At 53.3% G+C, this 26,892-nt stretch carries 26 protein-coding genes; 11 read left to right on the top strand and 15 right to left on the bottom strand.

Going from position 1 to position 26,892, the window contains the following annotated elements; translation table 11 throughout:
- Window positions 1-68: 68 nt before the first annotated feature.
- Window positions 69-914 carry an HNH endonuclease gene (locus H70357_RS34745; protein ID WP_231578365.1) on the top strand — a complete coding sequence of 282 codons (846 nt, stop codon included), beginning with the start codon at window positions 69-71 and terminating at the stop codon, window positions 912-914.
- Window positions 915-1,190: 276 nt separating this feature from the next.
- Here H70357_RS34745 and H70357_RS02125 read toward each other — a convergent pair whose 3' ends face one another.
- Window positions 1,191-1,385 carry a YwbE family protein gene (locus H70357_RS02125; RefSeq protein WP_038585239.1) on the bottom strand — a complete coding sequence of 65 codons (195 nt, stop codon included), beginning with the start codon at window positions 1,383-1,385 and terminating at the stop codon, window positions 1,191-1,193.
- 69 nt (window positions 1,386-1,454) lie between these two features.
- Here H70357_RS02125 and H70357_RS02120 point away from each other — a divergent pair, with 69 nt between their 5' ends.
- Window positions 1,455-1,757, top strand: a complete 303-nt coding sequence (locus tag H70357_RS02120; RefSeq protein WP_038585236.1) for a hypothetical protein — start codon at window positions 1,455-1,457, stop codon at window positions 1,755-1,757.
- Between the two features lie 26 nt (window positions 1,758-1,783).
- Here the strand turns inward: H70357_RS02120 and sdaAA are convergent, their stop codons facing one another.
- The 4 genes from sdaAA to H70357_RS02100 form a co-directional block, all read right to left on the bottom strand.
- Complete coding sequence (gene sdaAA / locus H70357_RS02115) at window positions 1,784-2,662, bottom strand: L-serine ammonia-lyase, iron-sulfur-dependent, subunit alpha (RefSeq protein ID WP_038585233.1); 879 nt, start codon at window positions 2,660-2,662, stop codon at window positions 1,784-1,786.
- Window positions 2,659-3,369, bottom strand: coding sequence for an L-serine ammonia-lyase, iron-sulfur-dependent subunit beta (sdaAB, locus tag H70357_RS02110; protein ID WP_038585230.1), 711 nt, complete (start codon window positions 3,367-3,369; stop codon window positions 2,659-2,661). Before sdaAB ends, sdaAA begins: the two co-directional genes overlap by 4 nt.
- 143 nt (window positions 3,370-3,512) lie before the next feature.
- Window positions 3,513-3,929 carry a GNAT family N-acetyltransferase gene (locus tag H70357_RS02105; protein ID WP_156130798.1) on the bottom strand — a complete coding sequence of 139 codons (417 nt, stop codon included), beginning with the start codon at window positions 3,927-3,929 and terminating at the stop codon, window positions 3,513-3,515.
- Window positions 3,930-3,952: 23 nt separating this feature from the next.
- Window positions 3,953-4,540, bottom strand: coding sequence for a DUF4269 domain-containing protein (locus H70357_RS02100; RefSeq protein ID WP_038585224.1), 588 nt, complete (start codon window positions 4,538-4,540; stop codon window positions 3,953-3,955).
- A gap of 167 nt (window positions 4,541-4,707) precedes the next feature.
- On the opposite strand from H70357_RS02100, the gene H70357_RS02095 reads away from it, so the two are divergent.
- Window positions 4,708-5,607, top strand: a complete 900-nt coding sequence (locus H70357_RS02095; RefSeq protein WP_038585221.1) for an SDR family oxidoreductase — start codon at window positions 4,708-4,710, stop codon at window positions 5,605-5,607.
- A 68-nt stretch (window positions 5,608-5,675) separates the two neighbouring features.
- A complete protein-coding gene (locus H70357_RS02090; RefSeq protein ID WP_038585218.1) occupies window positions 5,676-6,131 on the top strand; it encodes a hypothetical protein in 456 nt (151 codons plus the stop codon).
- Window positions 6,132-6,215: 84 nt separating this feature from the next.
- On the opposite strand, the gene H70357_RS02085 is transcribed toward H70357_RS02090, so the two are convergent.
- From H70357_RS02085 to H70357_RS02075, 3 genes are all read right to left on the bottom strand, one after another.
- Window positions 6,216-8,027: a bifunctional ADP-dependent NAD(P)H-hydrate dehydratase/NAD(P)H-hydrate epimerase gene (locus H70357_RS02085; protein ID WP_038585215.1), complete on the bottom strand. Its 1,812-nt coding sequence runs from the start codon at window positions 8,025-8,027 to the stop codon at window positions 6,216-6,218.
- A 173-nt stretch (window positions 8,028-8,200) separates the two neighbouring features.
- Complete coding sequence (locus tag H70357_RS02080) at window positions 8,201-8,833, bottom strand: NAD(P)-dependent oxidoreductase (RefSeq protein ID WP_038585212.1); 633 nt, start codon at window positions 8,831-8,833, stop codon at window positions 8,201-8,203.
- Window positions 8,834-8,987: 154 nt separating this feature from the next.
- Window positions 8,988-9,401: a GNAT family N-acetyltransferase gene (locus H70357_RS02075; RefSeq protein ID WP_038585211.1), complete on the bottom strand. Its 414-nt coding sequence runs from the start codon at window positions 9,399-9,401 to the stop codon at window positions 8,988-8,990.
- A 136-nt stretch (window positions 9,402-9,537) separates the two neighbouring features.
- Between H70357_RS02075 and H70357_RS02070 the strand changes: the two genes are divergently transcribed.
- Window positions 9,538-10,815: an IS110 family RNA-guided transposase gene (locus tag H70357_RS02070; RefSeq protein WP_038585209.1), complete on the top strand. Its 1,278-nt coding sequence runs from the start codon at window positions 9,538-9,540 to the stop codon at window positions 10,813-10,815.
- Between the two features lie 639 nt (window positions 10,816-11,454).
- Entirely contained in the window at window positions 11,455-11,742 is a 288-nt protein-coding gene (locus H70357_RS02065) for a hypothetical protein (protein ID WP_231578364.1), read from the top strand.
- Between the two features lie 175 nt (window positions 11,743-11,917).
- Here H70357_RS02065 and H70357_RS02060 read toward each other — a convergent pair whose 3' ends face one another.
- The 4 genes from H70357_RS02060 to H70357_RS02045 form a co-directional block, all read right to left on the bottom strand.
- Complete coding sequence (locus H70357_RS02060) at window positions 11,918-12,139, bottom strand: YezD family protein (protein WP_038585204.1); 222 nt, start codon at window positions 12,137-12,139, stop codon at window positions 11,918-11,920.
- 104 nt (window positions 12,140-12,243) lie between these two features.
- Entirely contained in the window at window positions 12,244-13,107 is an 864-nt protein-coding gene (gene cysW, locus H70357_RS02055; RefSeq protein WP_038585202.1) for a sulfate ABC transporter permease subunit CysW, read from the bottom strand.
- 290 nt (window positions 13,108-13,397) lie between these two features.
- Window positions 13,398-14,237: a sulfate ABC transporter permease subunit CysT gene (gene cysT / locus H70357_RS02050; RefSeq protein WP_038585200.1), complete on the bottom strand. Its 840-nt coding sequence runs from the start codon at window positions 14,235-14,237 to the stop codon at window positions 13,398-13,400.
- Window positions 14,238-14,382: 145 nt separating this feature from the next.
- A complete protein-coding gene (locus H70357_RS02045) occupies window positions 14,383-15,498 on the bottom strand; it encodes a sulfate ABC transporter substrate-binding protein (RefSeq protein ID WP_038585197.1) in 1,116 nt (371 codons plus the stop codon).
- Window positions 15,499-15,592: 94 nt separating this feature from the next.
- On the opposite strand from H70357_RS02045, the gene H70357_RS02040 reads away from it, so the two are divergent.
- Window positions 15,593-15,844 (top strand): hypothetical protein, encoded by a 252-nt coding sequence (locus H70357_RS02040; protein WP_038585195.1) that lies wholly within the window; start codon window positions 15,593-15,595, stop codon window positions 15,842-15,844.
- Window positions 15,845-15,914: 70 nt separating this feature from the next.
- Window positions 15,915-18,218, top strand: coding sequence for an alpha/beta hydrolase (locus H70357_RS02035; RefSeq protein WP_038585192.1), 2,304 nt, complete (start codon window positions 15,915-15,917; stop codon window positions 18,216-18,218).
- An 85-nt stretch (window positions 18,219-18,303) separates the two neighbouring features.
- On the opposite strand, the gene H70357_RS02030 is transcribed toward H70357_RS02035, so the two are convergent.
- A complete protein-coding gene (locus H70357_RS02030) occupies window positions 18,304-19,353 on the bottom strand; it encodes a lactonase family protein (RefSeq protein ID WP_038585190.1) in 1,050 nt (349 codons plus the stop codon).
- A gap of 318 nt (window positions 19,354-19,671) precedes the next feature.
- Here H70357_RS02030 and H70357_RS02025 point away from each other — a divergent pair, with 318 nt between their 5' ends.
- From H70357_RS02025 to H70357_RS02015, 3 genes are all read left to right on the top strand, one after another.
- Entirely contained in the window at window positions 19,672-19,932 is a 261-nt protein-coding gene (locus tag H70357_RS02025) for a GlsB/YeaQ/YmgE family stress response membrane protein (protein ID WP_038585188.1), read from the top strand.
- A gap of 206 nt (window positions 19,933-20,138) precedes the next feature.
- Entirely contained in the window at window positions 20,139-20,645 is a 507-nt protein-coding gene (locus H70357_RS02020) for a CcdC family protein (RefSeq protein WP_038585185.1), read from the top strand.
- 287 nt (window positions 20,646-20,932) lie between these two features.
- Window positions 20,933-21,895 (top strand): L-lactate dehydrogenase, encoded by a 963-nt coding sequence (locus H70357_RS02015; RefSeq protein ID WP_038585183.1) that lies wholly within the window; start codon window positions 20,933-20,935, stop codon window positions 21,893-21,895.
- A gap of 173 nt (window positions 21,896-22,068) precedes the next feature.
- Here the strand turns inward: H70357_RS02015 and H70357_RS02010 are convergent, their stop codons facing one another.
- Both H70357_RS02010 and H70357_RS02005 read right to left on the bottom strand, forming a co-directional pair.
- Window positions 22,069-24,099 (bottom strand): methyl-accepting chemotaxis protein, encoded by a 2,031-nt coding sequence (locus tag H70357_RS02010; protein ID WP_081965652.1) that lies wholly within the window; start codon window positions 24,097-24,099, stop codon window positions 22,069-22,071.
- 419 nt (window positions 24,100-24,518) lie between these two features.
- A complete protein-coding gene (locus H70357_RS02005; protein WP_038585181.1) occupies window positions 24,519-26,846 on the bottom strand; it encodes a heavy metal translocating P-type ATPase in 2,328 nt (775 codons plus the stop codon).
- Window positions 26,847-26,892 lie beyond the last annotated feature (46 nt).

The raw sequence follows: 26,892 nt of genomic DNA, 5'->3' as shown, positions 1-26,892 counted from the left end.
GTTATACTAAAGTTATTATCTGTTAAACAGGAAGGCTTTACTAATCCATAAAAAAATGAGGGGACCGGGTGACGCTGGCAAAGCATCATCCACACATGCCTATGACCGATACGAACCAGCCTTTATCCAAACAATGCGCCTATTGCCATAAACTAAAACCACTTGCCGAATTCCGCCGGCGGACCGGAAAACGCTCCAAGGGCCAGGCCCGCCGCGGGGCCTGCCGGGAATGCCGCAAGGCCCGCGAAGAGGGATCCGCTCCTGCACTGCTTCGCGGAATGGGAGCTGTGTCTGTGTCCGCTGTTTCAGCTCAGACTTCCGAACCCGGACCTGTACCTGCGTCCCGCCGGTCACCGGCCCCATCGGCCCCGGCTCCTGCAGCTTCCAAACCGCCTGTACCCAAAACCCATCTGCACTCCTTGCCGGAGCGCTCCAAAGAGGGTAAGGCCGCAACCCTTACCTCTGCAGTCAAGGGAAAGACGCGTCCGCGCGGAGCCGAGCAGCGGCGGAAATCGCCGCAGCCGTTCGGACCTAAGCCCGATCCGCAGGACGCCTCCGCCCTGATCCCTTCATTTAAGGGGATGATTCTGATGCGCGGACATAGCGACAAGGGCCGCCGCTGGCACCAGGAAATCGATCTGGAGCTGGCTGTGACCCTTGTCAGAGAGCATGCCGCAGTAGTTGTGAACCGCCGCACGATTCGCCGCCTGTACAGCAATAAGGATTTTCGGGCGTTAATTCTAAACAGGGACAACTATACTTGTCATTTCTGCGGCTTGTACGGAGACACTATTGACCACTTGCTGCCGCGCGCCAAAGGCGGCCACACCACTCCTGACAACTGCGTCTGTGCCTGCAATCAATGCAACCAGACAAAAGCGGACCAATATGTAGAAGAATTTATGGGCCGTTAAGAGCAGCGGGGCAGCTTTAGAAATCCACCTGCTGATCAAGCTTGCTCTACCCGGCTCCATTCCACTCACACCCCTAAATTTTTACCAGTTTATAACATGTTCTATTGTATTGTTCAATTCAAGCAGAACTTGCTCTTCTCTCCAATGATCAACACCAAGTGCCTAAACAACAATAAACGCTCCTTCCGCCGGTGGCTGCTGTGCTGTTGGGCAGTAGTAGCCAGGCGAGAGGAGCGCTATTGAAAGTTAAAAATAGGGATGCAACGACTTGTTCATTCAGCTGGTAATATTCTTAACCCGGCCGACTTGTCCGTCCGTCAGCCGCACCTTGATGCCGTGCGGATGGCGGGGCGAATTGGTCAAAATATCTTTGACCGTGCCATGCGTAAGTTTGCCTGTTGGCTGGTCTTGCTTGAGTACAATATCCACCTCAAGTCCGGGGCGGATGTCTGCTCTGGATTGCCCGCTCATGATGTTCTCCCCTTTCATAGGTTATAATGGAGTCAACAATTACTGAAAAGAATAGGGATGAGGACAGCTATGGCCTTCGGAATTAACAGAGAAGAATTAACCCGGTGGAAACAGGCAGTCTCGGCAGGAGAGATCGCTTTTCTGACGCATTATTGGATTGACCCGCGCTTTCCGGGAATTACTACAGTGACTAAAGTAGGCTGCAGTGACCTGCCCCGTCTAAAACGCTGGTGTAAGGAGAAGGGTCTTCCGCCGCAGTATATCCACAACCGCAAACCCTTCCCCCATTTCGATCTTATGGGTCCGAAACAGCCGGAAATACTCCGGCAGGAGGGATTATGGGAGCAGTTGGAGCGGTTCCGCATGATTTGAAATAATACCGTATTTGCGTGGCCCGATTACTTCTTGTTCCGCAGATCCTTCATAATCTGGCGCCCGGTAGGGGTCTGAGCCAAGCCGCCCCCTGCCGTTTCACGGTGCTTCTCAGGCATAGCGGAACCGACTTCCAGCATTACCTTGATCACTTCGTCCGAAGGGATTACGCTGCGCACGCCGGCCAGCGCCATATCCGCTGCGGCGAGTGCCGTAACGGCACCAAAGCCGTTGCGCACAATGCAGGGAATTTCCACAAGGCCACCCACAGGATCACAGATTAGGCCGAGTGTATTTTTGAGTGCCAAACCGACAGCATGTACTGCCTGTGCCGGGGTTCCGCCGCGCAGCTCGGTCAGCGCTCCCGCAGCCATCCCGATCGCCGAACCAACCTCTGCCTGGCAGCCGCCTTCCGCACCGGATACAAAGGAGTTATTGGCGATCACGTAACCAATGGCACCGGCGGCGAACAAGCCCGACACCATATAATCATCGTCCCAGCCAAACCGCTCCTGGCAGCTGAGAAATACACCGGGAATGATACCGCAAGAACCTGCGGTCGGCGTGGCAATAATGCGGCCCATGGACGCATTCACTTCAGATACAGCCAGCGCATAGGCCATCGCGGTACCGGCAGATCCGCCAAGACACGGTTCATCTGCCGCATTGTAGGCAGCAACCCGCTGCGCATCAAGGCCGGTCAGACCGCTGCGTGAGGTGGTATCTTCGTGCATGCCGCGGTGCACCGCCTCTTTCATCACTCCGTAGTACTGGCTCATCGTGGCGAACTCCTGCTCTGTGGAACGTCCGGACTCTGCGCTTTGCTCCTCAAGCATAAGCTGGCCGATACCCAAACCCCGTTCCTCGCATAGTACCGCCAACTGGCTTAATGTTTGAAAATTCATGATGAGCTATCCTTCCCTTTCTTTACTTGCGTTGGTTCGTTTAAATCAACAACCTTTACCGACTTCACGGCCGGCAGGCCCGCCAGATCCTTGAGCAGCTCTGCTGTGGCTGGCTCATCCAGCTCCAGCACTGTCAAAGCCGCACCGCTGCGGTTCTTGCGGTCCAGGGACATATGTCCGATATTAAACTGGCCTTTGCGCATTACATCGGTAACACTCGCGAGTACTCCCAAATAGTCCATATGGTTAATCAGCACTGTCGGATACATTCCCGTAAGCTTAACCCCGAAGCCGTCGATATCTACAATTTCAATATTGCCGCCGCCAATCGAGATCCCCGTAAGCGTCATTTCTGTTCCGGTCTCCCGGCCGACAAGACGCAGGCGAACCGTATTGGGGTGGGGGAACAGCCCCGTTCCCTGCCGGAAGGAAATCTCCATCCCGTCCTCTTGCGCAAGCTCGATAGAATCAGGCAGACGTTGGTCATCCGTAGCGAAATCCAGCAGGCCACCGGCAATTGCCCGGTCTGTGCCATGCCCCTGATAGGTTGCGGCAAAGGAACCGAAGAAAATGACCTCAGCCTCGCCCGGCACTTCACCAAGCACCTGACGGGCTGCTCTGCCAATCCGGGCCGCTCCCGCAGTATGCGAACTGGAAGGCCCGACCATCGCCGGGCCGATAATTGAGAATACATCTTTAAAGCGCATAGTTCAGATCGCCACCTATCAAAATTCGACAATATACTCACATATATTATACTGCACGAATGCAGAAGCTACACTATTACATTGGTATGTCACCTTACGATAGATCATTATCAGGGCCAATGCTCTGAAATCTCTCCGCCTGATTAAGTATCCTGTGAGAAAAGAACAATCCCATCGCGTTCCTGCCAGCCGATGCCCGACCAGAAGCTGCGGCCCAGCTCATTCCCCTCAATAACCATCAAGTGGCATTTCACAATGCCGGCTTCCCGCAATCTACCTAGACAACGGGAGACCAGTTCACGGCCGACTCCTGCTCCGCGGCATTCTCCGCTGACAGCTACATGATACATATACCCTCTGCGCCCGTCATGTCCGCACATTGCAGTCCCGGCAATTTTGCCCGCTTCATTCTCGTAGACGAGACTCAGTCCGGGGTTGCGCTCCAGATAACGAACAATTTCTTCCCGGGAGTCAGCCTGGCTGAGGTTCATGCCTGTAGTATTCCCCCATAAAAGATACGCTTCCTCATAATCATCTGCAACCATTGCTCTGTACTTCAATATTCCTCCCCCGTTTCCATTGTTCATTGTATGTAGGGATAAGCCTTCTTGCACATGTGTTCCAGCTCCTCTTGACGAAGCCTGCCAAGGTCCAGCAGCGCCTCATAAGGATCGCCTTCCAGCTTCAGCAGTCTCGCAAAAGCCGGTTCCGTCTTCATTCCGCCTGACTTCAGCAAAATAATTTCTTCGCGGAAACTTTCCCCCAGCAGATCCAATATCCGCCCCTCTACCAGCATATGCAGCCAAGCGTTCTGCTGCCGCGCTGGCTTGGCTTGCCCGAACAATTCAATCGGCCAGCCTCCGGCATGAAAATTAATCTTGGTGCGTGTTATTCCCCCAACCACCCGGGTTACGGCGGAATATCCGGTCCACTGCCCGAAATAACCGTGAACCTTGGCGGTAAAGCGCACGGGGTCATGTACCTCGCAGATCAGATCGAGATCGCTGCCTTCCACTTGAATTCCCAGAGGTATCGTACCTGCAAGCAGCGGTTCATAGTCCGCAAGAAGCTCCATAATCCGCAGTTCCTGAAGCAGATTGTATACCTCTCGTTGAAGTACCGTGCCCTGCTGCAAATAGGCAATATTGAACCAGTTCACACGATCCGCCATACGTTCCTCCCAGGTAATATATCATAATTTTTTTCATAGAATGCAAGATTTGTCCCCCTGATCATTGCCCGCTTCAAATGCCGGATTCACACTGCGGAAGCGCACGCTTTCCTGGGCGCATGCATAAAAATATACGAATGACAGCATCCAAGGAGGATAACCGCGATATGAATCCCACTTACCCCTATTATGGGGAACAGACGGTATGCTGCAAGCAGCCCATTGCCTTTCCGCCGCAGCATCAGAACCGCCAGCCGGGCCTTGAAAGTCTGATGAACCCCCGCCCGATCAGCGAAAATCCTGAGAGCTTCGGCAGCCGAAAGCTGGAAGGCAAGGTGGCGCTGATTACCGGAGGGGACAGCGGCATCGGCAAGGCGGCGGCCATCGCATTTGCCAGGGAAGGGGCGGATGTAGCCATTGCCTATCTGTACGAAGCCTCGGATGCCGAAGTCACACAGCAGCGCATTGAACAATTGGGCCGCCGTTGCCTGCGGATCGAAACTGATTTGCGGCATAAGCAAAACTGCTTCCAGGCCGTAGAGCAGACAGTACAGACCTTTGGCAAGCTGGATATCCTCGTCAATAACCATGGCGTGCAGTATCCGCAGAAGAGCATTCTCGATATTTCAGAAGAACAGCTGCTCCAGACCTTTCATACCAACATTATTCCGTTCTTTTACCTGACACAGGCCGCACTTCCACATTTGAAAAAAGGCAGCTCCATCATAAACACTGCCTCAATCACCGCTTACCAGGGCCACAAAGAGCTCATCGATTATTCAACCACCAAAGGTGCCATCGTCACCTTTACACGCTCTCTTGCCCTTTCGCTCGCTGATACCGGAATCCGTGTCAACAGTGTCGCCCCCGGGCCGGTCTGGACACCGCTCATTCCCTCCAGCTACTCCGCTGCCGAGGTCAGCGTCTTCGGAACGGATACTCCGCTCCGGCGTGCGGCTCAGCCTTATGAATTGGCCGGAGCCTATGTCTATCTGGCCAGTTCCGATTCTTCTTATGTCACAGGCACATGTATTCATGTTAATGGAGGGGACATGGTCACAAGCTGAGCTGCCTCCGGTAGAGGCCCTAAGTCCGCCGTAGTAGCGTTAATCCCACCCTGAAAGGAAGTTTTAGGATGAATAAAATCAAGGATTACGATCTTCCGTCCGTCCGCCTATCCGCAGGCATGTACGCACTGGCGAAACTCTCCGCCGCCGGTCTGACCTTTATGCTCGTCTCCCTGCTGATGCTGTTCTTTCCGCACGAAGGCGGAGTGCCGGAAGGCTGGCCGATATCGGTGCCCTATGCCATTTACGCTTATGGACTGCCGGCGGCACTGCTGGCAGATCTGCTGCTGCGCATGTTCCGTTCGTCTTCGCTCGGGCCGTCACTGGTACTGTATGCGGCTGCCGGCTTTGGCGCAGGTCTGTGGCTGGCCTCGGAGCAGGGCGGAGAAGCCATGACCTGCGGCATCTACGGCATAGCTGTACTCCTGGTATTCCGGCTCGCCCAGGTAGCCGGCGAGCGGCAGCCGCTGCTGCTTCCTGTATTCGCGCTATTCATCCCGCTGCTCTGCCTGCTGCTGCTTTAGCCTGCAGGCAGTTGCACCGGGTGCCGGACCGGCATGCATCCGGCAAGATAGTGTGATCAGGCTTCTCCACACAGCTTCCTGCAATCAGAGTGCTTCAATGATATCCCCGGCAATTAATGCCGCCGGATGATGCCGCAGGCGGGCTGCCCGTTCTCCGGCCAGTCCGTGCAGATACACGCCAAAAGCCGCAGCCTGTACGGCATTCAGCCCTTGAGCCAGCAGTCCGGAAATGATGCCTGTCAGCACATCGCCCGCTCCGCCGGTTCCCATACCCGGATGGCCTGTGACATTTACATAGGCTTGTCCTTCAGGCGTTGCAATAACTGTATGCGCCCCTTTCAGCACAAGCACCACGCCATGCTCCCGGGCATAGTCCAATGCCAGACCGATCCGGTCGCGCTGCACTTCTGCCGTGGGAAGACCTGCCAGCCGGGCCATTTCTCCCGGATGCGGCGTCAAGATCACAGGCCCCCGGCGGGTCCAGGAGCTGTAATCGGCATCAGCCAGGATGTTTAAAGCATCGGCATCGATGACCAGGGGCGTTTCCGTCCTCTCCCAAATCGTGCGGAGCCAATCCGTATCGCCCTCGAACCGGCCAAGGCCAGGACCAACGGCGATAACCTCCTTTCCGGCACCCAGCCGCAGCACCTCTGCGGCCGTGCCTGCTTTCCAGGTGCCATCCTCTGCGCTGCCGGCTGCAGCCAGCATCATTTCAGGGGCGGCACCGATCACATAGGGCAGCAGCCCGCCGGGCAGTGCCCAGGTAACCAAGCCGCAACCCGCCCGCAGCGCAGCCCGGGCGGAGAGCAGGCCTGCACCGCTCATGGCCAGGCTTCCGCCGGCCAGCAGGACATGCCCGTAAGTGCCCTTGTGGCCTTCGGGCGAGCGGCGGCGCGACACGTCGATCTGAAGACGTGTCCGCAGCACCTCCGGCGTCAGCAGGCAAGCCTGCACGCCGTGTTCCCGGGCCAAGGCAGCCGGAATGCCGATGGAGCGGACCACCACATGCCCGGCTGCCCCCGCGCCGGGATATTGCACCAGCCCGCGTTTGAGAAACGCGAGGCAGACTGTCACTGCTGCATGAATGCACGGCTCATGCAGCTCGCCAGTGTCCGCGTTCAGCCCGCTCGGGATGTCCGCGGACACCACCGGTTTGCCGCTGCCGTTCGCGGCGGCAATCAGCTCCGCATAGGCACCGCGCGGGGCTCCCGCGCTGCCGGTGCCTAGCAGCGCATCCACGATGCCGCTGCATGCGGCAAAGTCCAGCCGGTCCGCGCCGTAGACGGCGGCGGGCAGGCCCATGGCTGCAGCGGCATCCCGCTGCAGCGCGGCTTCGCCGGCCAGCGACTCCGGCGCGGCCGCGTACACCAGCGTGACGGCGAGGCCCGCCTCACGCAGATGCCTGGCGGCGGCGAGGCCGTCGCCGCCGTTATTGCCTTTGCCGACGAGAATCAGCCAGTGCTCGGCTTCGGCAGAGTCCAGGGTCAGCGCGGTATCGCCGCTGACCGTGAATCCCGGCGGCTGGATCCCCGGGCCGCCGCTTCGCTGGATGGCAGCAACACCTCTGCCGCTGCCACGCCCTGCTCCCGGTTCCTCGCCGCCGCCACGCCCCACATCCGTTCCCGCGTCTCTGCCGTTCTCTGCACCCGGTCCCGCGTTTATATAGCCGCCGCGCCCCGCTATAACAGCATCAGCCCAGCCGTTTCCCGTTCCGGCCCGTCCACCGTTCCGGTCTTCTCCGCCTGCGCCTCCGCCGTGCCTGCTACGGCACAGCGCAATAACCTCCTCGGCGATGGCCCGACCTGCATTCTCCATCAGCGCAACCGCCGGAATGCTCAAACCCTCAATCGTTTTGCGGTCCAATTGCCGCATCTGCTCAGCAGTTACCAGATCCATGACTCGCACCCCTTTCGCTACATGTCCATCGCAATAAAGGGTAAGCCTTACGGCATAAAATGCAATAAGTCTTACCCTTTGCGCATAGCCGGAATCCACGCCCGGCACTGTATCTGTCCTGTTGTTCAGTTCAAGGCAGCCTTACAACTGCTTCTGTTCTGTACCCGGCTCGGCTAATAAGCTACCGTAAATCTCTCCCGGCTGAAATTGCCTTCCTCCAGCTCATCAATGACCGCCACGGCGAAATCCTCCACGCTGATGCTGCTCTCACCATTTTCATCCACGACAAGCCGGTCCAGTCCGATGCGGAACATGCCTGTCCGCCGGCCCGGCACGATGACCGCAGGCGGGCTGATATACGTATAATCAAGTGCCGAACCTCTATAGATTTCATAGGCGTTGGCATGTGCGGCAGCCAGCGGCCGCAGCTCCTCCGGGAATTCAGCCGTGTCCATCAGCCACTCTCCCGATTCCGTCTTCAGACTACCCGCTCCGCCGACGATCATCAGCCGTTCCACCCCGGCTATACGCATCCCCTCCAGCAGCGAATCCGCTGCGCCAAGCAGATCATTTTCCCGCCCGGAATCCGGTCCGAACGCACTGATGACCTCCCCGTGCCCGCCAACTACGGCAGCTACCGAGGAAGGATTCAGGATATCAACGGTGGCAATCTGCAGCCGCTCATGCTCGATTTGCAGCGAATCCGGATGGCGGACGGCTGCGGTTACTTCGTGTTTTCTTTTTAGTGCTTCCTGTACAATTGCTTTTCCCAGCGTCCCCGACGCACCTAGCACAACAACATCCATCTCTAGTTTTCCTCGCTTTCTCAAGCCCTAATTCTAATTTATCCCATAGTGGCGTTCTGAAACCCTCCGGGTAGAAGCAGCATTCAAATACCCCCGCTAGGTGGGGGTCGGCCAGCCTCACTATCATAAGATTACAATCTGCCATTCCGGCCCGCTACCGCCGCAGGAACATCCCTTGCGAATAAGGCATTACCGGAACAAAGCCATACTGATCATACAGCTTCGAAGCATTTCCGTCAGCAATGAGGCTAACATACGACGGATTGGGCACCGTATCCAGGAATGCCCTGATCTCACCCATAATGACTTTCCCCAAGCCACGCCCTTGACGGGAGGGCTTAACGGCAATATCCGTCACCTGAAAGAAACAGCCTCCGTCCCCGATGACGCGTCCCATCCCTACCAGCATGTCCTCTTCATAGAGGGATACTGCATAACAAGAACGCGGAAGTCCGGTCTTAGCCCCCTCTATACTCATCGGACTAAGTCCTGCCTCAACCCGCAGCGCCAGATATTGCTCCACCGAGGGGCATTCATGTCTAATTTCTACTTTTTCTGCTGCATCCATACGGTCCTTCCCTTCTCGTTCCTACTAAACATTCCTGTATACGCTAAGTTTTCAGCTTAGACAAAAACAAGAGCGCCTCGTATGATGGGGGTGTAAGGGGTCTACAGCCCTAAAAACCCATCAGGAGGCGCTTACTATGAAGTCTAACCGAAACGATAGGACAAATCAACGCATTGAACGAATTAGCATGCAGCATGCAGTGGTCGGGATCGACATCGCTAAGGATGCACACGCCGCACAGATGACCGATTTTCGCGGACGTTCGCTCACTCCCCGTCACCTGTCTTTCCCTAACACACTGGAAGGCTTTGAGAAGTTTTTGCGCTGGGTAAAGGAAGCTCAGTCGAAGCATCGGCTGACATCCCTTCTAATCGGTCTGGAGCCCACCGGCCATTACTGGTTTAACCTCGCCAATTGGCTGCTTCAGCAAGGGATCGAGGTGGTGTTGGTCAATCCAGTGACGACTCACCGCAACAAAGAGAACCGGGACAATAGTCCATCCAAGAACGACCCCAAGGATGCGCTTGTCATTGCGGACGTCGTAAGCCGTGGCTATTACACAGACTACGTTACTCAGGCAGCCGTATTCGAACGGTTAAAGACGCTCATGAGCGATAGAGAGTATTGGGTCAAACAATCGACAAGCCTGGGCAACCGGATCGTTCGCTGGATAGACCTTTACTTCCCGGAATTTCGCCAAGTCTTCCCGGACTGGACGGTGCTAAGGTCGCTGGCGTCGCTCCACGCTTGCCCTATGCCGTGTGACCTAAAGAGACTGAGCATCGACGAAGTCATTGACCATTGGCGTAAGCAAGGGATGAGACGTGCTTCTGGCGTCAGCGGCAGAGCTAAGGCGGCGGCCTTGCTGGCAGCAGCAACGCACAGTATTGGCGATACGAGGGCAACGGAAGAAGCGCGGCAAGACATCCGCCGCCTGCTTCAAACCTATGAGCACGTGGTCGCTATGCTCGGCGAAATGGATGAGGCCATCCAATCTATCTTGGCGGAGATCCCCTTGGCCGAGCAGTTGCGGAGCATCTGCGGGCTTGGAAACATGACGCTGGCAGCCATTCTGGCTTCAGCTGGCGACTTGCGCCTCTATGCGCATGGCAGGCAATTGTTGCGGCGAGCCGGCCTGAATCTGGCCGAGTGCACCTCCGGCAAATTCAAAGGACAAATCAAGCTCTCCAAACGCGGCGACAGTACGCTCCGCAAACACTTATACTGGGGGATGCTGAATCTCGTGCGGCAAAACCCCGATTTCAAGCGGTGGCATGCGCACAACCAGGCGCAGGGTATGAAGAAGCAGGCGTCGCTTTTTAAACTGATTGGCAAGCTGGCTCGTATTCTGATCGGCATGGTGCAGCGAGGGGAAACATACCGCAGTGCACTTGCAGCCCCGGTTGCCGCGTAAACCCGAACCACGAGAATTGACTTATTCGCAGGATTGTACAGCATATATGCATAAGAGAACCGAGTGCTTGAGTCCGTAAGGGCATTGACCCGTTAAGTAAACGCTATCGGTCTCCACGCCATGGACAGGTGTAACGAAGGAATGTGAGGGCGTAGACCCGTTGAGATCTGGGAGGGTGAACCTCCGTGGGCCAAGTGGAGTGTGCAGGATATCGACGATCTAAAGGCACGTCATGCGTTGCTTCTGTTCCCGCCCGCCCGCTAGCCGCTCGACGGTTCAATTTCCATCGCAAGCCAACCATCTCCACCGCTTCGTAGCGATGAAATCCTGCGAATGAGTGAGCATTCGTGAGAATCCCTCTTAATTACGAGGGACGGTCTCAGGATCTGCAATGCTGTTACCAATATATACTTAAGCATTGATTTCAAGCAAGGCCGGGTAACCGGCTGGCGGAATGGGTACATGCGGAGATTTGAAACGTTGAAGGAATTCTGACGTAACAGAACTAATAAATTGTTTAGAAAAGCAATACTATTATTCTCAGCCTGCATCCCGGGGTAACCTAGAGATAAAACCAAATATTCACAATATCATAAAGAAAGGATTGGTGAAGCACTCATGTCTTCTCTGGGGAAATTATTGAAATGGGGGACTTTCACTTATGAAGCGTTCCTGGCCCTGCCGATCATTGGAGGGGTGTTCGTTGTAGCCAATGCATGGGTCCCGCTCGGCATCGCCTTTTTGCTGCACGCAGTGGCTGTTATAATCATGCTTAAGGAACGGGGGCCTTTTATCGGCAACGTCATTGGTATCATTACCTCGATAGTCGCTCTAATTCCGATCGTTGGCTGGATCATGCATGTGATCACGGCGATAGTCTTACTGCTTGAAGGCCTCTCCTCTTCCCGTCGGGGACCGCGTTATTAAGGCAATACTTATTTTAATGACCCGGATGGCAATAGCCTGGAATTAATGTGCTCTGTCAAGGTTCCGGCAGAACTGAAGCATATCACTGACAAATTATCTTTTGACAAATGGGAAGCCTTAGTTAAATCAAAAAAAAGAAAGACCTTCAACTGATGGAGGTCTTTCTTTATACCTTCTATCCTCGTCCCGCAGAACGGGTATCGGTGCGCCGGCTTCCGGTCTCTCCACTATATCGTGCATTTGCAGTGCTGTTCTCGAAACGTTTGCGTTCCGTACGCTCCATCTGTACTATCTGACCTTCATGCACTACGATGTGCAATGAGCCAAACTCCATGTCATCCAGAAGTCCTGCAATCCGCGTCAGCCATACCTCATCCACTTTCAGTGGCTTAACCATTCTCCAGCCTCCCTTTCCCCGGACAGGGGATGTTCTCCGCCTTTAATCCCGTTATTACCAACTTGTTTACTAAGATTTAACTTAGCATGGAATCAAAAGAGCTGTCAATGAGCATTTTTTCGTAATAACCAGCTTTTGATGATCATCGTTACCAAGGCGAGCAGCAGCAGCAATGAAGCCACCGCGAACGATGCCGAAAATTGATATTCATTATACAAAATCTCGACATGCAGCGGCAGCGTATTCGTTTCTCCGCGGATATGCCCGGAGACTACCGATACCGCGCCGAACTCGCCCATAGCACGGGCATTACAGAGAATAATCCCGTACAGCAAACCCCATTTAATATTGGGCAGTGTCACACGCCAGAAAATCTGCCAGCCGTGCGCCCCCAGTGTAATCGCCGCTTCTTCCTCCTGTGTACCTTGATCTTCCATCAGCGGAATCAGCTCACGGGCCACAAAAGGAAAAGTCACAAACAGCGTAGCCAGCACAATACCCGGAAGCGCAAATACGATCTTGAGATCATGGTCGCTGAGCCAGGACCCGAACCAGCCATGCGCGCCGAAGACCAGAATAAAGATCAGCCCGCCGATGACCGGTGATACGGCGAATGGCAGATCAATCAAGGTAATGAGGAAGCCTTTGCCGCGAAAACGGAATTTGGTCACTGCCCAGGCGGCCGCCACGCCAAAGATTGTATTCAGCGGGACGGTAATCGCGGCCACCAGCAGTGTCAGCCGCAGCGCCGAAGCGGCGTCGGGATCAGTCAGCGCGGCCCAGTAGACATCCCAGCCCCTCTTCAACGCTTCTGTCAGCACGACAATCAGCGGCAGGGCGATCAGCCAGAACAGCACCAGCCCGGCGGCGGCAATCAGCACCCACTTCACCGCAGGAGATTCGTTCGTCGCAGGCGAGGATACGCTGGTCTTCCGCCCTGGAGCGAGCATCGGCACAGTACCGGCCATAATTATTCCTCCTAAAAGTTTTGTTAGGATAAGCAGCATTGATTAATCTTCGTACAAAACTGGCTTCGAAAGCATACGCTTAATTTTTGTGAGCAATACCTCACCAAATGGGCTTCGACAAAAATCGCTTCGCAAGCATACGCTTAAGTTTTGTTAGGATAGCAGCTTTGATTAATCTTCGTACAAAACTGGCTTCGCAAGCATACGCTTAATTTTTGTGAGCGTTACCTCACTGAATGGGCTTCGACAAAAATCACTTCGAAAGCATACGCTTAAGTTTTGCACTTCCCTTACCGTGAGCTTTTGCGGGCCCAGCGCTGCAGCAGGTTAATCACGAACAGCATCAGGAAGGAGATCAGCAGGAGAAGAAGCGCCACCGCTGTGGCTCCGGCATAATCGAATTGCTCCAGCTTGGTCATAATGAGCAGCGGGGCAATCTCCGTTCTCATCGGCATGTTGCCGGAGATGAATACCACGGACCCGTATTCTCCGATCCCCCGGGCAAAAGCCAGTGCAAAGCCGGTGAGCAGCGCAGGGAACAGCTCCGGCAGCACAATCCGCAGAAAGGTCCGCCAGCGGCCTGCCCCCAGCGTCGCGGCGGCTTCTTCCATGTCTCTGTCCAGATCCTCCAGCACGGGCTGTACGGTGCGGACAACAAACGGAATGCCGATAAACATCAGCGCAAGCGTGATGCCCAGCGGCGTGAAGGCAACCTTCAGGCCGAGCGGCTCCAGCAGGGAGCCGATCCAGCCATTCTGTGAGTAAAGTGCTGTCAACGAGACACCCGCTACGGCTGTCGGCAGTGCAAACGGGAGATCGATCAGGGCGTCGAATACTCTTTTTCCCGGAAACTCATAGCGTACCAGCACCCATGCCAGCAGCAGTCCCAGAAAAGCATTCGTCAAAGCTGCCGCTGCCGCAGTGCTCAAGCTGACCCGGTAGGAAGCCAGGACGCGCGGGTCTGTGGCTACATCCCAGAATTTAGCCCAGCTGAGCCCGGTGGAGTTGAAGAGCAGCGCCGAAAGCGGCAGCAGGACAACGAGACTCAAATACAGTACACTGTAGCCCATCGTAAGCCCGAAGCCGGGCAGCACCTTACGCCGCACCGCAGCCGTAGTAGTGACATTCATTTACGTATTCATCCTTTCCTGCCTTCAGCTTATGGGCTGATCAGCACCCTTAACGGGACGAACTTTCCGAAGCCTATCTTTACAGATCCTGCGGCTCTATCACCAGCAGCGAGTTATAAATGACCCGCACTTAAAGTAAGATTTGTTAGCTGCCCGGTACATAAATCTTGTCGAAAATGCCTCCGTCATTGAAATGTTTCTCCTGCGTTTCTTTCCAGGTGCCGAATTTATCAGCCAGCGTAAACAGCTTGATGTCCGGGAATTGGTCCTTGAACTGCTCCTTCACACTTTCCAGTGTGGGGCGGTAGTAGTTCTCTGCAGCTATTTTTTGACCTTCTTCGGTGTAGAGATATTTCAGATAAGCCTCGGATACCTCACGTGTCCCTCTTTTATCGACAACCTTGTCGACTACGGCAACCGGAGGTTCAGCCAGAATGCTCTCGGAAGGATTCACAATTTCAAATTTGTCCGGCCCCAGCTCTTTGATGGACAGATAGGCTTCATTCTCCCAGGCAATCAGCACATCACCGATTCCGCGTTCCACAAAGGTTGTCGTAGAACCACGCGCCCCGGTATCCAGGACCGGCACATGCTTGAACAGCTCCTGCACAAATTCCTGTGCTTTGGCTTCGTCATTGTTGTTGTGGTCCAGCGCATATCCCCAAGCCGCCAGATAGTTCCAGCGTGCACCGCCGGAGGTTTTCGGATTTGGTGTAATCACCTCTACACCTTCCTTAAGCAAATCCGGCCAGTCCTTTATGCCCTTCGGATTGCCTTTGCGCACGAGGAAAACAATAGTCGACGTGTAGGGCGAGCTGTTAAGCTCAAATTTATTTTGCCAGCCTTCATTGATGAGTCCTGTTTCCTGCAAAGCGTCAATGTCATATCCTAACGCCAGCGTGACCACATCCGCTTCCAGACCGTCAATAACGGCACGGCTTTGTTTGCCTGAACCGCCATGGGACTGCTTGATCGTTACTTTCTGGCCAGTTTCCTGCTCCCAATAAGCCGAAAAAGCCTTGTTGTAGCTCTCATAAAGCTCACGTGTAGGATCATAGGATACATTCAGCAGCTCTACCGGATCTTTAGACGGTGCTTTGGTCGCTTCTGCCGTTGCCGCCGCATTGGTGCTCTCCGGCGTACCGGTTGCTGCACCTGCGCTGTTGTTCGTATTGTTAGTATTACTTCCGCAAGCAGTAAGCCCTGCCGTCAACAATAGTGTAAATCCGGCGAGCAGCCCCTTCTTGATCCCTTTCTTCATCACAATCACTCCCCCATATTTTCTCTTAAATAGATGATTGCTGAACTCTCTATGCGCTAATGTTTGCAAAAAAAGGACGGAGGAAGGCCCACGTATGGCAGGTCAAATCGGTCCTGAAAGACACGTATCTGCGAGCCTGAAGCGGGCGTTCCTCCGTCTGTACGGTAAGAACTATTATTCAATTATTCCTACCCATTTAGTAGGTTATAAAGACATAATACTGAAAGCTCCTTACCCTGTCAAACCTTTTTTTAGAAAAAGACGGCAATCAGACATTCTCCGGCTGAGCGGCAGCAAGTGGCGGCCGTTCCTGCAAGATCCACTTGTCATTAAAGCTCTAAAGTAATAAGATTGCTACATCTAATAGGGGAAAAAGAGAGAGTGGAAATCACCGCAAAATGTCGGGGGAGACAATCATGGGAATGGATTTGGAGTATGCTCCGGCGCCGGGGAGACCGCGGCTGCACCGGAGGATACGCAGCAGCCTTGCACAGCGAATTAGGGAAACTTACCGTTATGATACAGCACTATGGAGGATGGCACTTACCGGTCCTTGGATAATATGTGTTCTTATATTTACGGCGGCTATTCTGGGCATCCCCACCGGCCTGGGTGCCCCGGCGGATATTATATTGGCGGCCGGAACCGGGACCATCTTCCTCGCTCTGGCAGCTAACATATTGGCTCTGGTGCTGGCATTGACCGGACTGCCTATCCCGCGGTTATTTACGGGCTCTATATTGAGTGCGGCGGGCGCCGTTCTGCTAATCCTCTATTATGCTGAATTGGAGATTGAAGCAGCGGCTGCCGTTGCTGTTCTTGCCGCCTTATTCGGCGGGTTCGGAGGACTCGTACTTGGCCTGCTGCGCAGCAGGCGGATCGTTTCGGGACTGCTGCTCGCAGTTGCTGTCGCCTTATCTTCGATAGCCCTGCCCATCAAGAGCTACGGCGGAGCGATGCCCGTGTTAGCAGCGTCCACGGTGATGGAGGATGATATCCCCGCCGCAAATCCGGGAGAGCCCGGTGACTATACCTATCGCAGCTTTACTTACGGCAGCGGCGAGGACTTGCACCGTTCTGAATACGGCAAGGAAGTCGGTCTTCTCTCCTCCACTGCGGATGCCTCGGCCTATATCAAAACCTGGCCCAAGCTGCGGACTATATTCTGGGGATTCGACTACAGCTCGCTCCCGTTAAATGCCCGTGTCTGGATGCCCGACGGTGAAGGCCCCTTCCCGCTTGTGCTTATGGTTCATGGCAACCATATGATGGAGGACTACTCCGACGAAGGCTACACTTACTTGGGCCAGCTGCTGGCCAGCCGGGGATTTATCGCGCTCTCCCTGGATGAGAACTTCCTGAATTATTCAGCCTGGTCCGGCATTCCCGACAACGACTTCAAGGTGCGGACCTGGATGATTCTGAAGCATCTCCAGCAGATCGGTGTCTTCAACGAGCAGGCCGGCAACCCTTTCTATCACAAGGTGGATTACACCAAGACCGCCCTGCTCGGCCATAGCCGCGGCGGGCAGGCTGTTGCCATGGCTGCCGATGCCGAACGCTGGTTCAAAAGCGATCCCGTGCTGGCTGACGCCAAAAAGTTTTCGATAGCCTCGGTCATTGCCCTCGCTCCCACAGATAAGGCAATCGACGAGCAGCAGGCTAAGCTGATTGACGTCAATTACCTGACCCTGCAAGGCGCACGGGACGGGGATGTACATGACTTCTATGGAGACCGCCAGTATATTCGTTCTAGTTATTCCCGCGGCTCCTCCGCTTTCAAAAGCTCTTTATATATCGCCGATGCCAATCATAGCCAGTTCAATACCGACTGGGGACTCTTGGATCAGTCATTGCCGGCAGGATTGTTCCTCAGCCGAACGCATATTATGGACGGAGACGAGCAGCGGCAAATTGCCAAGGTCTATGTAGCCGCGTTCCTGGAAACAACCCTGCATGGAGAGGCTGACTATCGCGGGCTATTCCGCGATTACCGCAGCGGAGCGAAGTGGCTGCCGGATACTGCGTATTATAGCCGATTTCAGAGCGGAGAATTCATCCCGGTAGCCACTTTTGACGAAGACCGCAACAAGAACACAGTACTAGGCGGAACGGCAGCTGCCACGGGACTTAGCTGGACGGAAGAAGTTGCCCGGGACCGTGAGCTGAAGAGCAAAGCAACACATGGCATCCTGCTGGAACGCAGTGCCAGCAAGAGCGGTGAAGAAGCTGCTTACACCATCACGCTTAAGGATAGTGTCACTAACGATATTGCCGAGTCCGATGCAGAAGGCCTGAGCTTTTCCCTGGCTAACCGCAACGCTGATGCTGATGAGGATGAGGATGAGGATACCGGCACTGCCGACAATACTAAGCCTTCCCTCTCGCCTGATGTAGTGGTCGAACTCACGGATAGCAATGACATTGCCGCCCGCCTGCCGCTGGATGAGGTGATGGAGGTTCTGCCGCTGCCCCAAACCCAGTTCACGGTAAATCCCTGGCTGGAAAAACGGATGAGCGACGGCAAATACGGTGATCTTTCGGAAGCCGTGTTCCAGACCTACGAGCTGCCGCTTGAAGCCTTCCTGGAGGAAGAGCCTGCACTTGATCCCGGCAAGCTGACTGAAATAACCTTCTATCTGCAGGAAGAAGGCGATAAAATCATGCTCGACGATATCGGATTTTATAACAGATCCGGCGAAATCAATGGGTTGCACTAAATAGGGCCTCTCCCTTTTGCTGATTAACAGCGAAGGGAGAGGCCCTTATCCTATTATTCCTATTACAATTCCTTCTTGCTTCTTGTTACAGGGCTTTTATGCAGACCGGTGAAGGAACTTCCAGTTCATTGCCGGTAGGAATCAGCCTGCCACTCTCACAGTCGATTCTAAACGAGACGATATTGCCGCTGTTCTGATTGGCAGCGAGCAGCATTCCCCCCATAATAGCAAAGTTGCGCGGCGTCCGGCCGCCCGAATTGACCCAGTCCGCCGGTTCAAGCAGACCTGTAGCTGCATCTATAAGGAATAGGGCGATACTGTCATGCCCGCGGTTAGAGGCATAAAGGAACCGTCCGCAAGGAGAAACATGAATGTCAGCAGCCGTATCATCACTGCCCGCTGTGTACTGCTCCGGCAGTGAGCTGACACTCTGGAGTACTCTCAGGTCCCCCTGCTGTTCGTCGCTTGCAAATACCGTAATGGTGCTGTTCAGCTCATTGATCAGATATAACCATTGTTCCGTGGGGTGATAGGCCAGGTGGCGCGGGCCCGAACCGGGAGGCAGATCCACTTCACGATGTGTAATCAGCTTGCCGTCCTGCACACGGTACAGCAGAACCTGATCAAGACCCAGATCGCAGACCAGCACCCGCCCGCCGGTACTATCGGGAATTACCGAATGGGGATGCGGCGCTTCCTGGCGGTCTGTGCGAATCCCTGAGCCTTCATGCCGGACCTGGGCCGACATCTCTTGGAGAGAACCGTCCCCGCCCACAGGGAACACGTTGACATTGCCGCCCGTGTAATTGGCGACATATATGTAATCCCCTTGCGGATGAATGGAGACATAACAGGGGGCACCGCCTTCTGTACTTCTGCCGCCTAGCGGGTGCAAGGCTTTGGTTCCGGCTTCAATGGTAAAGGCATGAATTTCGCCCTCATCCTGTTCGCTGACTGCATATAGAACAGTTCCCGCACGGTTTACAGCCAGATAGGATGGATTCTCAATGCCCTTAGTACCGTTCAGAACTCTCATTTCCCCTGTATCCTTGTTCAAAGCCCCCAGCAGAATAGCATCCTCTTCCTTGCTATTATAAGTCCCTACATAAAATAGTACTTCATTAGGCTGTTGCATAGCAGCGTCTCCTTTTAGTGTAATAGCAGCGTATCTTGCTTGACCCCGGCAGACCCGCTTTCGGAGCCATCGTTTGCAGGTGTATTCCCTTACTTCTTATATACCCTGCAAAGCACCCTGTTCACTCATATCCGCGCTTCATTTTCACTATAACATGTTTATATACCCAACACATTATGCGGATTAAACAGCATCTTTTGGGGCATACTTGAATACTGATAATAAGCAGCAAGGCAATATTTTACACATGGTTTAAACGTTCCGCTTGAGGTTAATAGTAACCATCGAAGATAACAAACACAAAGGAGCTGAAGCATAATGAGTTTATTATGGATGTTAATTGTAGGCGGAGTAATTGGTTGGTTGGCAGGTCTGATCATGGGCAGAGATATTCCTGGAGGCATTATCGGCAACATTATTGCCGGTGTTCTGGGTTCATGGCTCGGTGGCATGCTGCTTGGAAGCTGGGGACCAAAAATCAGTGATTTCTACGTCTTCCCTTCATTGATTGGTGCCATTGTCCTGATCTTTATCGTCAGCCTGATCCTTCGTTCGGTCGGTGGACGCAGCCGTTCTTAAGCTTGCCGGCGATCGAAGCTGACCAGATGAGTTGAACATTTGGAAACAACCCGCCAGGGTCACCCTGGCGGGTTTATTGTGTCTGGACGATCAGAGATCCTCAGCAAACCCGCCTGAATTTTAGTTTCAGCCGCGATTCTGAACATCACAGAATTTCTGCTATAATGGAGAAATAGTGACACAAATCACAGAGAGGAAAGTGAATCATGGGCAATATTAACCCCTCGCTTCTGCATGTGGGCTCCACACTGGGGGCCGTGTTTATGGCGCTGATGGTTATTTTTATCCGCCTGAAGGCAAGTGCGAGACCGGTAACCCTCCGTAAAATATGGATACCGCCGCTCGGCATGTCCACAGGTTTTGCCATGTTCGTTGTACCAGAGGTCCGGTTTCCCTGGTGGTGGGCAGTTACGGCTTTCCTGATCGGCTGGTTCATTTTCGCCTATCCGCTAATGCGCAGCACAGTCTTTGAAGAACGGGACGGGCTGATCTACGCCCAGCGTTCCAAGAGTTTCGCCTTCATTCTGCTCGGATTACTGCTAATCCGCACAGTGCTTCATGAGTTTATCAACCGATATGTATCCATACCGCAGTCAGGCGGATTATTTTTTATTCTGGCCTTTGGCATGATCCTCCACTGGAGGGTGTACATGTATAAGCGCTATACCCGAATGGCTCTGCCGAAGGCACCTATTCCCCAGCCCCGCGGATAAGAATGAAGCATCAAATGAGTAAAAAGAGCATTTCATTGACCCTTAGGGCCGCACGAATGCTCTTTTTTTATTTCCGGAAGTCCACCTTCACGCTACAAGCATAGAATATTCTATAACTCCGCCCAGTCATTCCTAACCTTTCATGTCATTTGTGGCAAAAAATGTTCGGTCAAAACACGCTTTTCCACCTTCATGTCAGGTAACTTGCAATCAGATCAGTTAAAATATAAGCATACTTCACCAAGGAATAGGAAACGTATTATTTTTAGAGAGCGAGGATAAGGCAATTGAAAACAAAATCGAGAAAAGTGGCGATCGTCGGCTCCGGTAATGTGGGCTCCAGCTGTGCCTATTCCATGGTCAACCAAGCGATATGCGATGAGATCATGATGGTCGACCGCACCTATGACTGGGCCATGGCACAAGCGCTTGACCTCTCGCACTGCATGGATTTCACAGGGACACGCACCAAAGTATATGCCGGTACCACAAGCGATTGCGGCGGAATGGATGTCGTTATCCTGACTGCCGGGGCCAATCCCAAACCGGGTCAGACCAGACTTGATGTCCTGGATGATGCTGCGGTTATAACCAAGTCTATTATTACGGAAATTATGGCTGGCGGATTCGACGGTATCTTTGTAATTGCCGCCAATCCGGTTGATATTGTCACCTATATGGTATGGAAAATCTCCGGACTGCCGCGCCACCGCATTATCGGCACCGGCACCTCTATTGATTCATCGCGGCTGAAGACGCTGCTGTCGGAAGTATTCTCCATTGATCCCCGCAGTGTGAACGGCTATGCACTCGGCGAACATGGAGAATCCCAGTTTGTTGCCTGGTCGCATGTAACGATCGGCGGCAAACCGCTTCTGCAGATTATGGAGCAGCACCGCGAGCGGTTCAGGGATCTGGATCTGGAGGATCTCGCCCGCAAAACGAAGGATGCCGGCTGGGAGATCTTCACACGCAAAGGCTCCACGCATTTTGGCATCGGCAGTGCTCTGGCTTATATCACGCGCTCCATCCTGAATGATGAACACAAAATCATTGCCGTCTCGGCGATTCTGGACGGGGAGTACGGGCAAAAGAATGTATGCGCCGGAGCTCCTGCCATTATCGGCGGGGGCGGCATTCAGGAACTGCTGGAGCTGAATCTCAGTGATCAGGAGTATGCGAAGTTTGATGCTTCATGCGGCATCATCCGATCCGGCATCGAAAGCCTGCACCTGGAAGAGAAGGTTTAATTCTCAAGTGGAAACGGCTTCGCCGTCCTCAAAAGGACGGTATCCGTTTCAGCGAGAAATAGAAGGATAATTTATAGCGTGAAGCATATACATTCTTATATTTTAACGAAACAGCCCCCGGCTGCCGCGCTGCAACGCGCGAAGCCGGGGGCTGTTCTTATTTTATCTGCTGATTAACGGAATTTTTCGATCTCTTCTTTCAGCTCGGACATCATCAGATTCAGTGATTCCGCAGAATTGACCACCTGCTTCATTAGCTCCTTCTGATCTGTCGAGGCCTCAGCGACCGCCTGGGCGTTGTCCGCGGAATTCTTGGCGATAGTCATCATATCGGAAACGGATGCCGTAATTTCTTCCGTGCCTGCAGACATCTCTTCATTAATAGCGGATACGTCCTGGATCTGCACCGAAACCTCACGGATGGAGGAACGGATATGGTCAAAGGCAGCCCCAACTTTCGTCATCTTGTCCATACCATCGCCGATTTCGGAAATGCTCTTCTCCATGGATACTGCGGCATTCGTTGTCGAATTCTGAATTTGTCTGATTAATTCAACAATATGCACAATCGCTGTATTGGTACGCTCGGCCAGCTTCTTCACTTCATTCGCTACCACTCCGAAGCCCCGTCCATGCTCACCCGCTCTGGCTGCCTCGATGGAAGCATTCAAGGACAGCAGCCCAGTCTGGTTGGATATCTCTGAAATCACATCGACGATTTGCCCGATTTGTTCCGATTGCTGTGTCAGTGTGCCGATGAGTTCAGCAGTCTGGCCCGCAGTAGAACTGATTACCTTCATCTGTTCAAAAGTCGCCTTGATCTCATGATAGCCGTTCTCGACCTCCATACTTACGGACTCCGCCTGATCAGATACACTCACGGAGGATTCAGCAATCCTTTGCAAGCCTACCGCCATCTCTTCCGTAGCCCGTGCGGACTGCTCTGAACCTCTGAACTGCTCCTCCATTCCCTGCGCCACTTCCTGAATCACCTCTGCAATCTCTGCCGAAGTGTTGGAAGACTGAGTGGCGTAATCCAGCAGACCTTCCGCAGATACCGCTACCTCCACTACGGTTGTATCGATCTTGCTGACAATTCCGGACAGGGATTCAATCATATGATTAATACTCCGGCTCATCTGGCCAATTTCATCCTCTGAGCTAACAGCCACCCGCTCATTCAGCCGTCCGTCTGCCACCCTTTTCATCACTTCCGAAATAGCGACAATCGGCTTAACAATCTTCCGGGTAAGATAGAGGGACAATACCACGACAAGCAAAATAACGATGACTACAAAAATTGTCGTCAAGGTCTGGGCCGAATTCACTTTAGCGTAAACTTCGCTTTTGGGAACATTAATCAGCAGCTTCCAATCGGTGCCAGGGATGGTTTTGAAATATGTAATAAGAGCTTCGCCCTCTTCGCCCTTATAGGTTACCGAACCGTTAGGCTTGCTCAATATACTTTTAACCGCTTTTTGCGTCCCGGGTTTCTCTGCATAATCCGCAATATTTTTTCCGATCTTGCTCGGATCAGAGGATGCATAATAGTTCCCTTCCCCTGAAACTATAAATCCGTACCCGGTTTCTCCCACCTTGATATTTTTGGCCATTTCCATCATTATCTCCGGTGTAACCGAAAAGGCAATACCGCCGTTAAACTGGTTATTCTTATCCATAATCGGGACCATAATCGTAATGATATGTTTATTTAGCTGTTCCAGAAAAGTCATATCAGCTATTGACGGTTTATGTGTCTCCTTGGCCTCCAAGAAATACGGGGAGGCACCCGAATCCGCCGTCATCCCCATCATATTGCTGAGTTTGCCTTCTTTACTGATAACGCTATAGCCTTCAGACTGAGTGTCACTGTCTTCGAGCACACTGATTACCGGAAAAATGCTCTCCGGCACTGCCGTATCGAACTCGGGATGCATAGCGATCAGTTCCTGCACCGCAGAGGTTTTGGACTCCAGCCATTCCCCGAGCTGGGAACTATTCATGTTCAGAGTACTTTCCGCCAGCTCTTGACTATCCGACTTGGTTACACCGCCGAAATACTGCATAAAAAAGATGGTAGCTCCCAGCAAAGGCACGATGGAAATGGCAAGAATCACAAGCGACCATTTCGTCTGCACGGATACTGGCTTTCTTTTCTTTGCTTTCATTTTCATTTTTTTCTGCTTCATTTCTGTCTCTTCCACCTTAAGTCCTCCTAGCAGTACTAGATACAGTTTTCCAATTGCTGTAAATGTATACTAATATATCGGCAAAAACAGACATAAATCATTATATTCACGACAAAAAATAAGCCCTTAGTCCCACAATATGGAATCTAAAGAGCTTACTTTTTCATACTATTTTCATGTTTTTTCACATAATTTTCAAGCTATACAAGTTGAACTTAAATTTACCGGGCCGGCATAGAACGCAACTGCGGTGAATGTTTGGACTTCCGGCTGCTGTTGTCTACAGATTTCTTGAATTTATTCCGCTGTTTGCGGTTGAAATCCGTAGACTGGTTATGCTTCCGAAGCGAGCTTTCCTGCGGAAAGCTTTCAGGCGGTCGCTATCGCTCCTACAGTTCCAAACTTCCCCTCCGTCACTTCCATTCCTATGACATTCATTCTATTTTAGGCACCTGCAGCGCCCTGATACTGTTCAGCACAGCGAGTACGGTTACACCCACATCCGAGAATACCGCCTCCCACATTGTAGCAATCCCGAATGCACCCAGCAGCAGAAAGATCGCCTTGACGGCCAGGGCAAAAATTATATTCTGCCAGACAATGCTCCGCGTCCGCTTGGCTATTCCGATGGCTTCCGCAATCTTCGACGGTTCGTCGGTCATAATGACAATATCCGCCGCTTCAATCGCTGCATCCGAGCCAAGTCCGCCCATTGCAATGCCCACATCTGCCCTCGCCAGCACAGGGGTATCGTTGATTCCGTCGCCGACAAAAATAATTTTCTCCCGCTGTGACTTCTCCTTCTCCAATCTTTCGACAGCTTCCACTTTATGCTGCGGCAGAAGCTCGGCATGAATTTCATCAATTCCCAGCTGGCGTCCGACAGCCTCCGCTACCGATGAAGCGTCACCTGTCAGCATGACTGTCTTGCGGATGCCCAACGCCTTCAGTTTGCGGATCGCCTGAAGGGAGTCGTCCTTCACTTCATCAGATATGACCAGATATCCTGCATATTGTTTATCAACAGCGATATGAACAATTGTTCCGCTCACCTCAGGAGTCCCGCTGGAGATTCCCTCACGCTCCATGAGCCGGGCATTTCCGGCGAGCACTGCCCTGCCTTCTACAGTAACGGCTATGCCATGACCGGAGATTTCATTGTAATCGGCAATAGCTTCACCCGGAATATCTGCGCCGTAAGCCGACCGGATGGATTCCGCAATAGGATGGGGCGAATGGCTCTCTGCATAAGCGGCAAGCCGCAGCAGCCCACTCTCGGCAATACCTTCCGCAGGAAAGATGCCAGTAACTTTGAACTGCCCTTTCGTCAGTGTTCCCGTCTTATCGAACACGACAATCTTCACATCATTCAGTGCCTCAAGATAATTGCTGCCTTTAACCAGAATGCCATTCCGGGAAGCCGCTCCAATGCCGCCGAAGAAGCCAAGCGGAATGGAGACGACCAGCGCGCAGGGGCAGGAAATGACGAGGAAGACAAGCGCCCGGTAGATCCAATCCGAGAAGGTGGCCCCACTAATAAACAGTGGCGGCAGTACTGCCAGCAGCAGAGCTGTAATGACTACAACCGGAGTGTAGGCCCGGGCAAATTTCGTAATGAAATTCTCTGTTTTCGCCTTGTTGCTGGAAGCATTCTGCACCAGTTCAAGAATTTTGGATACCGCTGATTCCCCGAAGGTTTGAGTGACCTGAACGGTAATCACACCGTTGCGGTTGATAAAGCCGCTCAGCACCTGAGCGCCCGGCTCAGCCGAGCGTGGCACCGATTCTCCGGTAAGCGCGGACGTATCCATCATTGCACTGCCCTCGAGGATTGTTCCGTCAAGCGGCACCTTCTCACCCGGCTTGATAACAATGATGTCTCCGACGGCTACTTCCTCCGGCGATACTTTTCTCAGCTTCTCCCCTTCCTTGAGAAAGGCAAATTCCGGACGGATATCCATCAGCGCTGTAATGGAGCGGCGGGAACGGTTAACCGCCAGGCCCTGGAAGAGTTCGCCAACCTGATAAAAGAGCATGACAGCAACGCCTTCCGGGTACTCGCCGATGGCGAAAGCCCCGATCGTCGCCAGTGCCATCAGGAAATTCTCATCGAACACTTGGCCGCGGACAATATTCCTTGCGGCTGACCAGACGACCTCGCCGCCGACAATAAAATAAGCGGCCAGGAAAATCAACAGCTCCGGGAATCCGCTGACCGGCAGGAACATTCCGGCTGCCGCTAGAATTCCGCCGGCGCCCAGCCGCAGCAGGATTTTGCGTGTATCCCCTTCCCCGTGCTCATGGCTATGGGTGTGGCCATGAGCTTCATCCTGTGCATGATCATGATTATGGGCATCATCACTGCCATGAGTGTGACTGTGTCCGTGGGCCTCTCCCTGGCTATGTCCGTGAGTGTGGCCTTGATGTTCATGTTGGGCATGACTGTGGGCTTGCCCTTGTGCTACTGAGGATGCAGAATTCACAGCAGCAGCCTGTTGCTTCTTCCTTGCACCGGCAGTTTGAACCTCCTTCAGCTTCACATGCGGCTCAAGGGTAGTTACTGTCCGCTTTGCCTCTTCGGATACCGTGTCCGCATAAGCTGCGGCAGTCTCCAGTGTCATCATCTTCATGGCGAAATTTACGGAGCAGGATGACACTCCTTCAATCTTTTTTACCTTGTTCTCAATTTTCATGGCGCAATTTGCGCAATCCAGACCCTCGAGCACCCACTGACGTCTTACGTTTCCCTCCACCGCATTCAAATCACTCATCTCCCTTGGAAAAAACTATATATGAGTATCTGTTCAT

Source organism: Paenibacillus sp. FSL H7-0357, assembly GCF_000758525.1.
Lineage (GTDB): Bacteria > Bacillota > Bacilli > Paenibacillales > Paenibacillaceae > Paenibacillus_AQ.
The sequence above is the reverse complement of the archived record's forward strand: the minus strand, read 5'-3'. Positions and strand labels throughout refer to the sequence as shown.

Bases quoted from the DNA above. Each gene is read 5' to 3' on its own strand.
- H70357_RS02125 (WP_038585239.1), bottom strand. From the start codon at position 1,385: ATGAGCGGGCAATCCAGAGCAGACATCCGCCCCGGACTTGAGGTGGAT.
- H70357_RS02120 (WP_038585236.1), top strand. From the start codon at position 1,455: ATGGCCTTCGGAATTAACAGAGAAGAATTAACCCGGTGGAAACAGGCA.
- sdaAA (WP_038585233.1), bottom strand. From the start codon at position 2,662: ATGAATTTTCAAACATTAAGCCAGTTGGCGGTACTATGCGAGGAACGG.
- sdaAB (WP_038585230.1), bottom strand. From the start codon at position 3,369: ATGCGCTTTAAAGATGTATTCTCAATTATCGGCCCGGCGATGGTCGGG.
- H70357_RS02100 (WP_038585224.1), bottom strand. From the start codon at position 4,540: ATGGCGGATCGTGTGAACTGGTTCAATATTGCCTATTTGCAGCAGGGC.
- H70357_RS02095 (WP_038585221.1), top strand. From the start codon at position 4,708: ATGAATCCCACTTACCCCTATTATGGGGAACAGACGGTATGCTGCAAG.
- H70357_RS02090 (WP_038585218.1), top strand. From the start codon at position 5,676: ATGAATAAAATCAAGGATTACGATCTTCCGTCCGTCCGCCTATCCGCA.
- H70357_RS02085 (WP_038585215.1), bottom strand. From the start codon at position 8,027: ATGGATCTGGTAACTGCTGAGCAGATGCGGCAATTGGACCGCAAAACG.
- H70357_RS02080 (WP_038585212.1), bottom strand. From the start codon at position 8,833: ATGGATGTTGTTGTGCTAGGTGCGTCGGGGACGCTGGGAAAAGCAATT.
- H70357_RS02075 (WP_038585211.1), bottom strand. From the start codon at position 9,401: ATGGATGCAGCAGAAAAAGTAGAAATTAGACATGAATGCCCCTCGGTG.
- H70357_RS02070 (WP_038585209.1), top strand. From the start codon at position 9,538: ATGAAGTCTAACCGAAACGATAGGACAAATCAACGCATTGAACGAATT.
- H70357_RS02060 (WP_038585204.1), bottom strand. From the start codon at position 12,139: ATGGTTAAGCCACTGAAAGTGGATGAGGTATGGCTGACGCGGATTGCA.
- cysW (WP_038585202.1), bottom strand. From the start codon at position 13,107: ATGGCCGGTACTGTGCCGATGCTCGCTCCAGGGCGGAAGACCAGCGTA.
- cysT (WP_038585200.1), bottom strand. From the start codon at position 14,237: ATGAATGTCACTACTACGGCTGCGGTGCGGCGTAAGGTGCTGCCCGGC.
- H70357_RS02045 (WP_038585197.1), bottom strand. From the start codon at position 15,498: ATGAAGAAAGGGATCAAGAAGGGGCTGCTCGCCGGATTTACACTATTG.
- H70357_RS02040 (WP_038585195.1), top strand. From the start codon at position 15,593: ATGGCAGGTCAAATCGGTCCTGAAAGACACGTATCTGCGAGCCTGAAG.
- H70357_RS02035 (WP_038585192.1), top strand. From the start codon at position 15,915: ATGGGAATGGATTTGGAGTATGCTCCGGCGCCGGGGAGACCGCGGCTG.
- H70357_RS02030 (WP_038585190.1), bottom strand. From the start codon at position 19,353: ATGCAACAGCCTAATGAAGTACTATTTTATGTAGGGACTTATAATAGC.
- H70357_RS02025 (WP_038585188.1), top strand. From the start codon at position 19,672: ATGAGTTTATTATGGATGTTAATTGTAGGCGGAGTAATTGGTTGGTTG.
- H70357_RS02020 (WP_038585185.1), top strand. From the start codon at position 20,139: ATGGGCAATATTAACCCCTCGCTTCTGCATGTGGGCTCCACACTGGGG.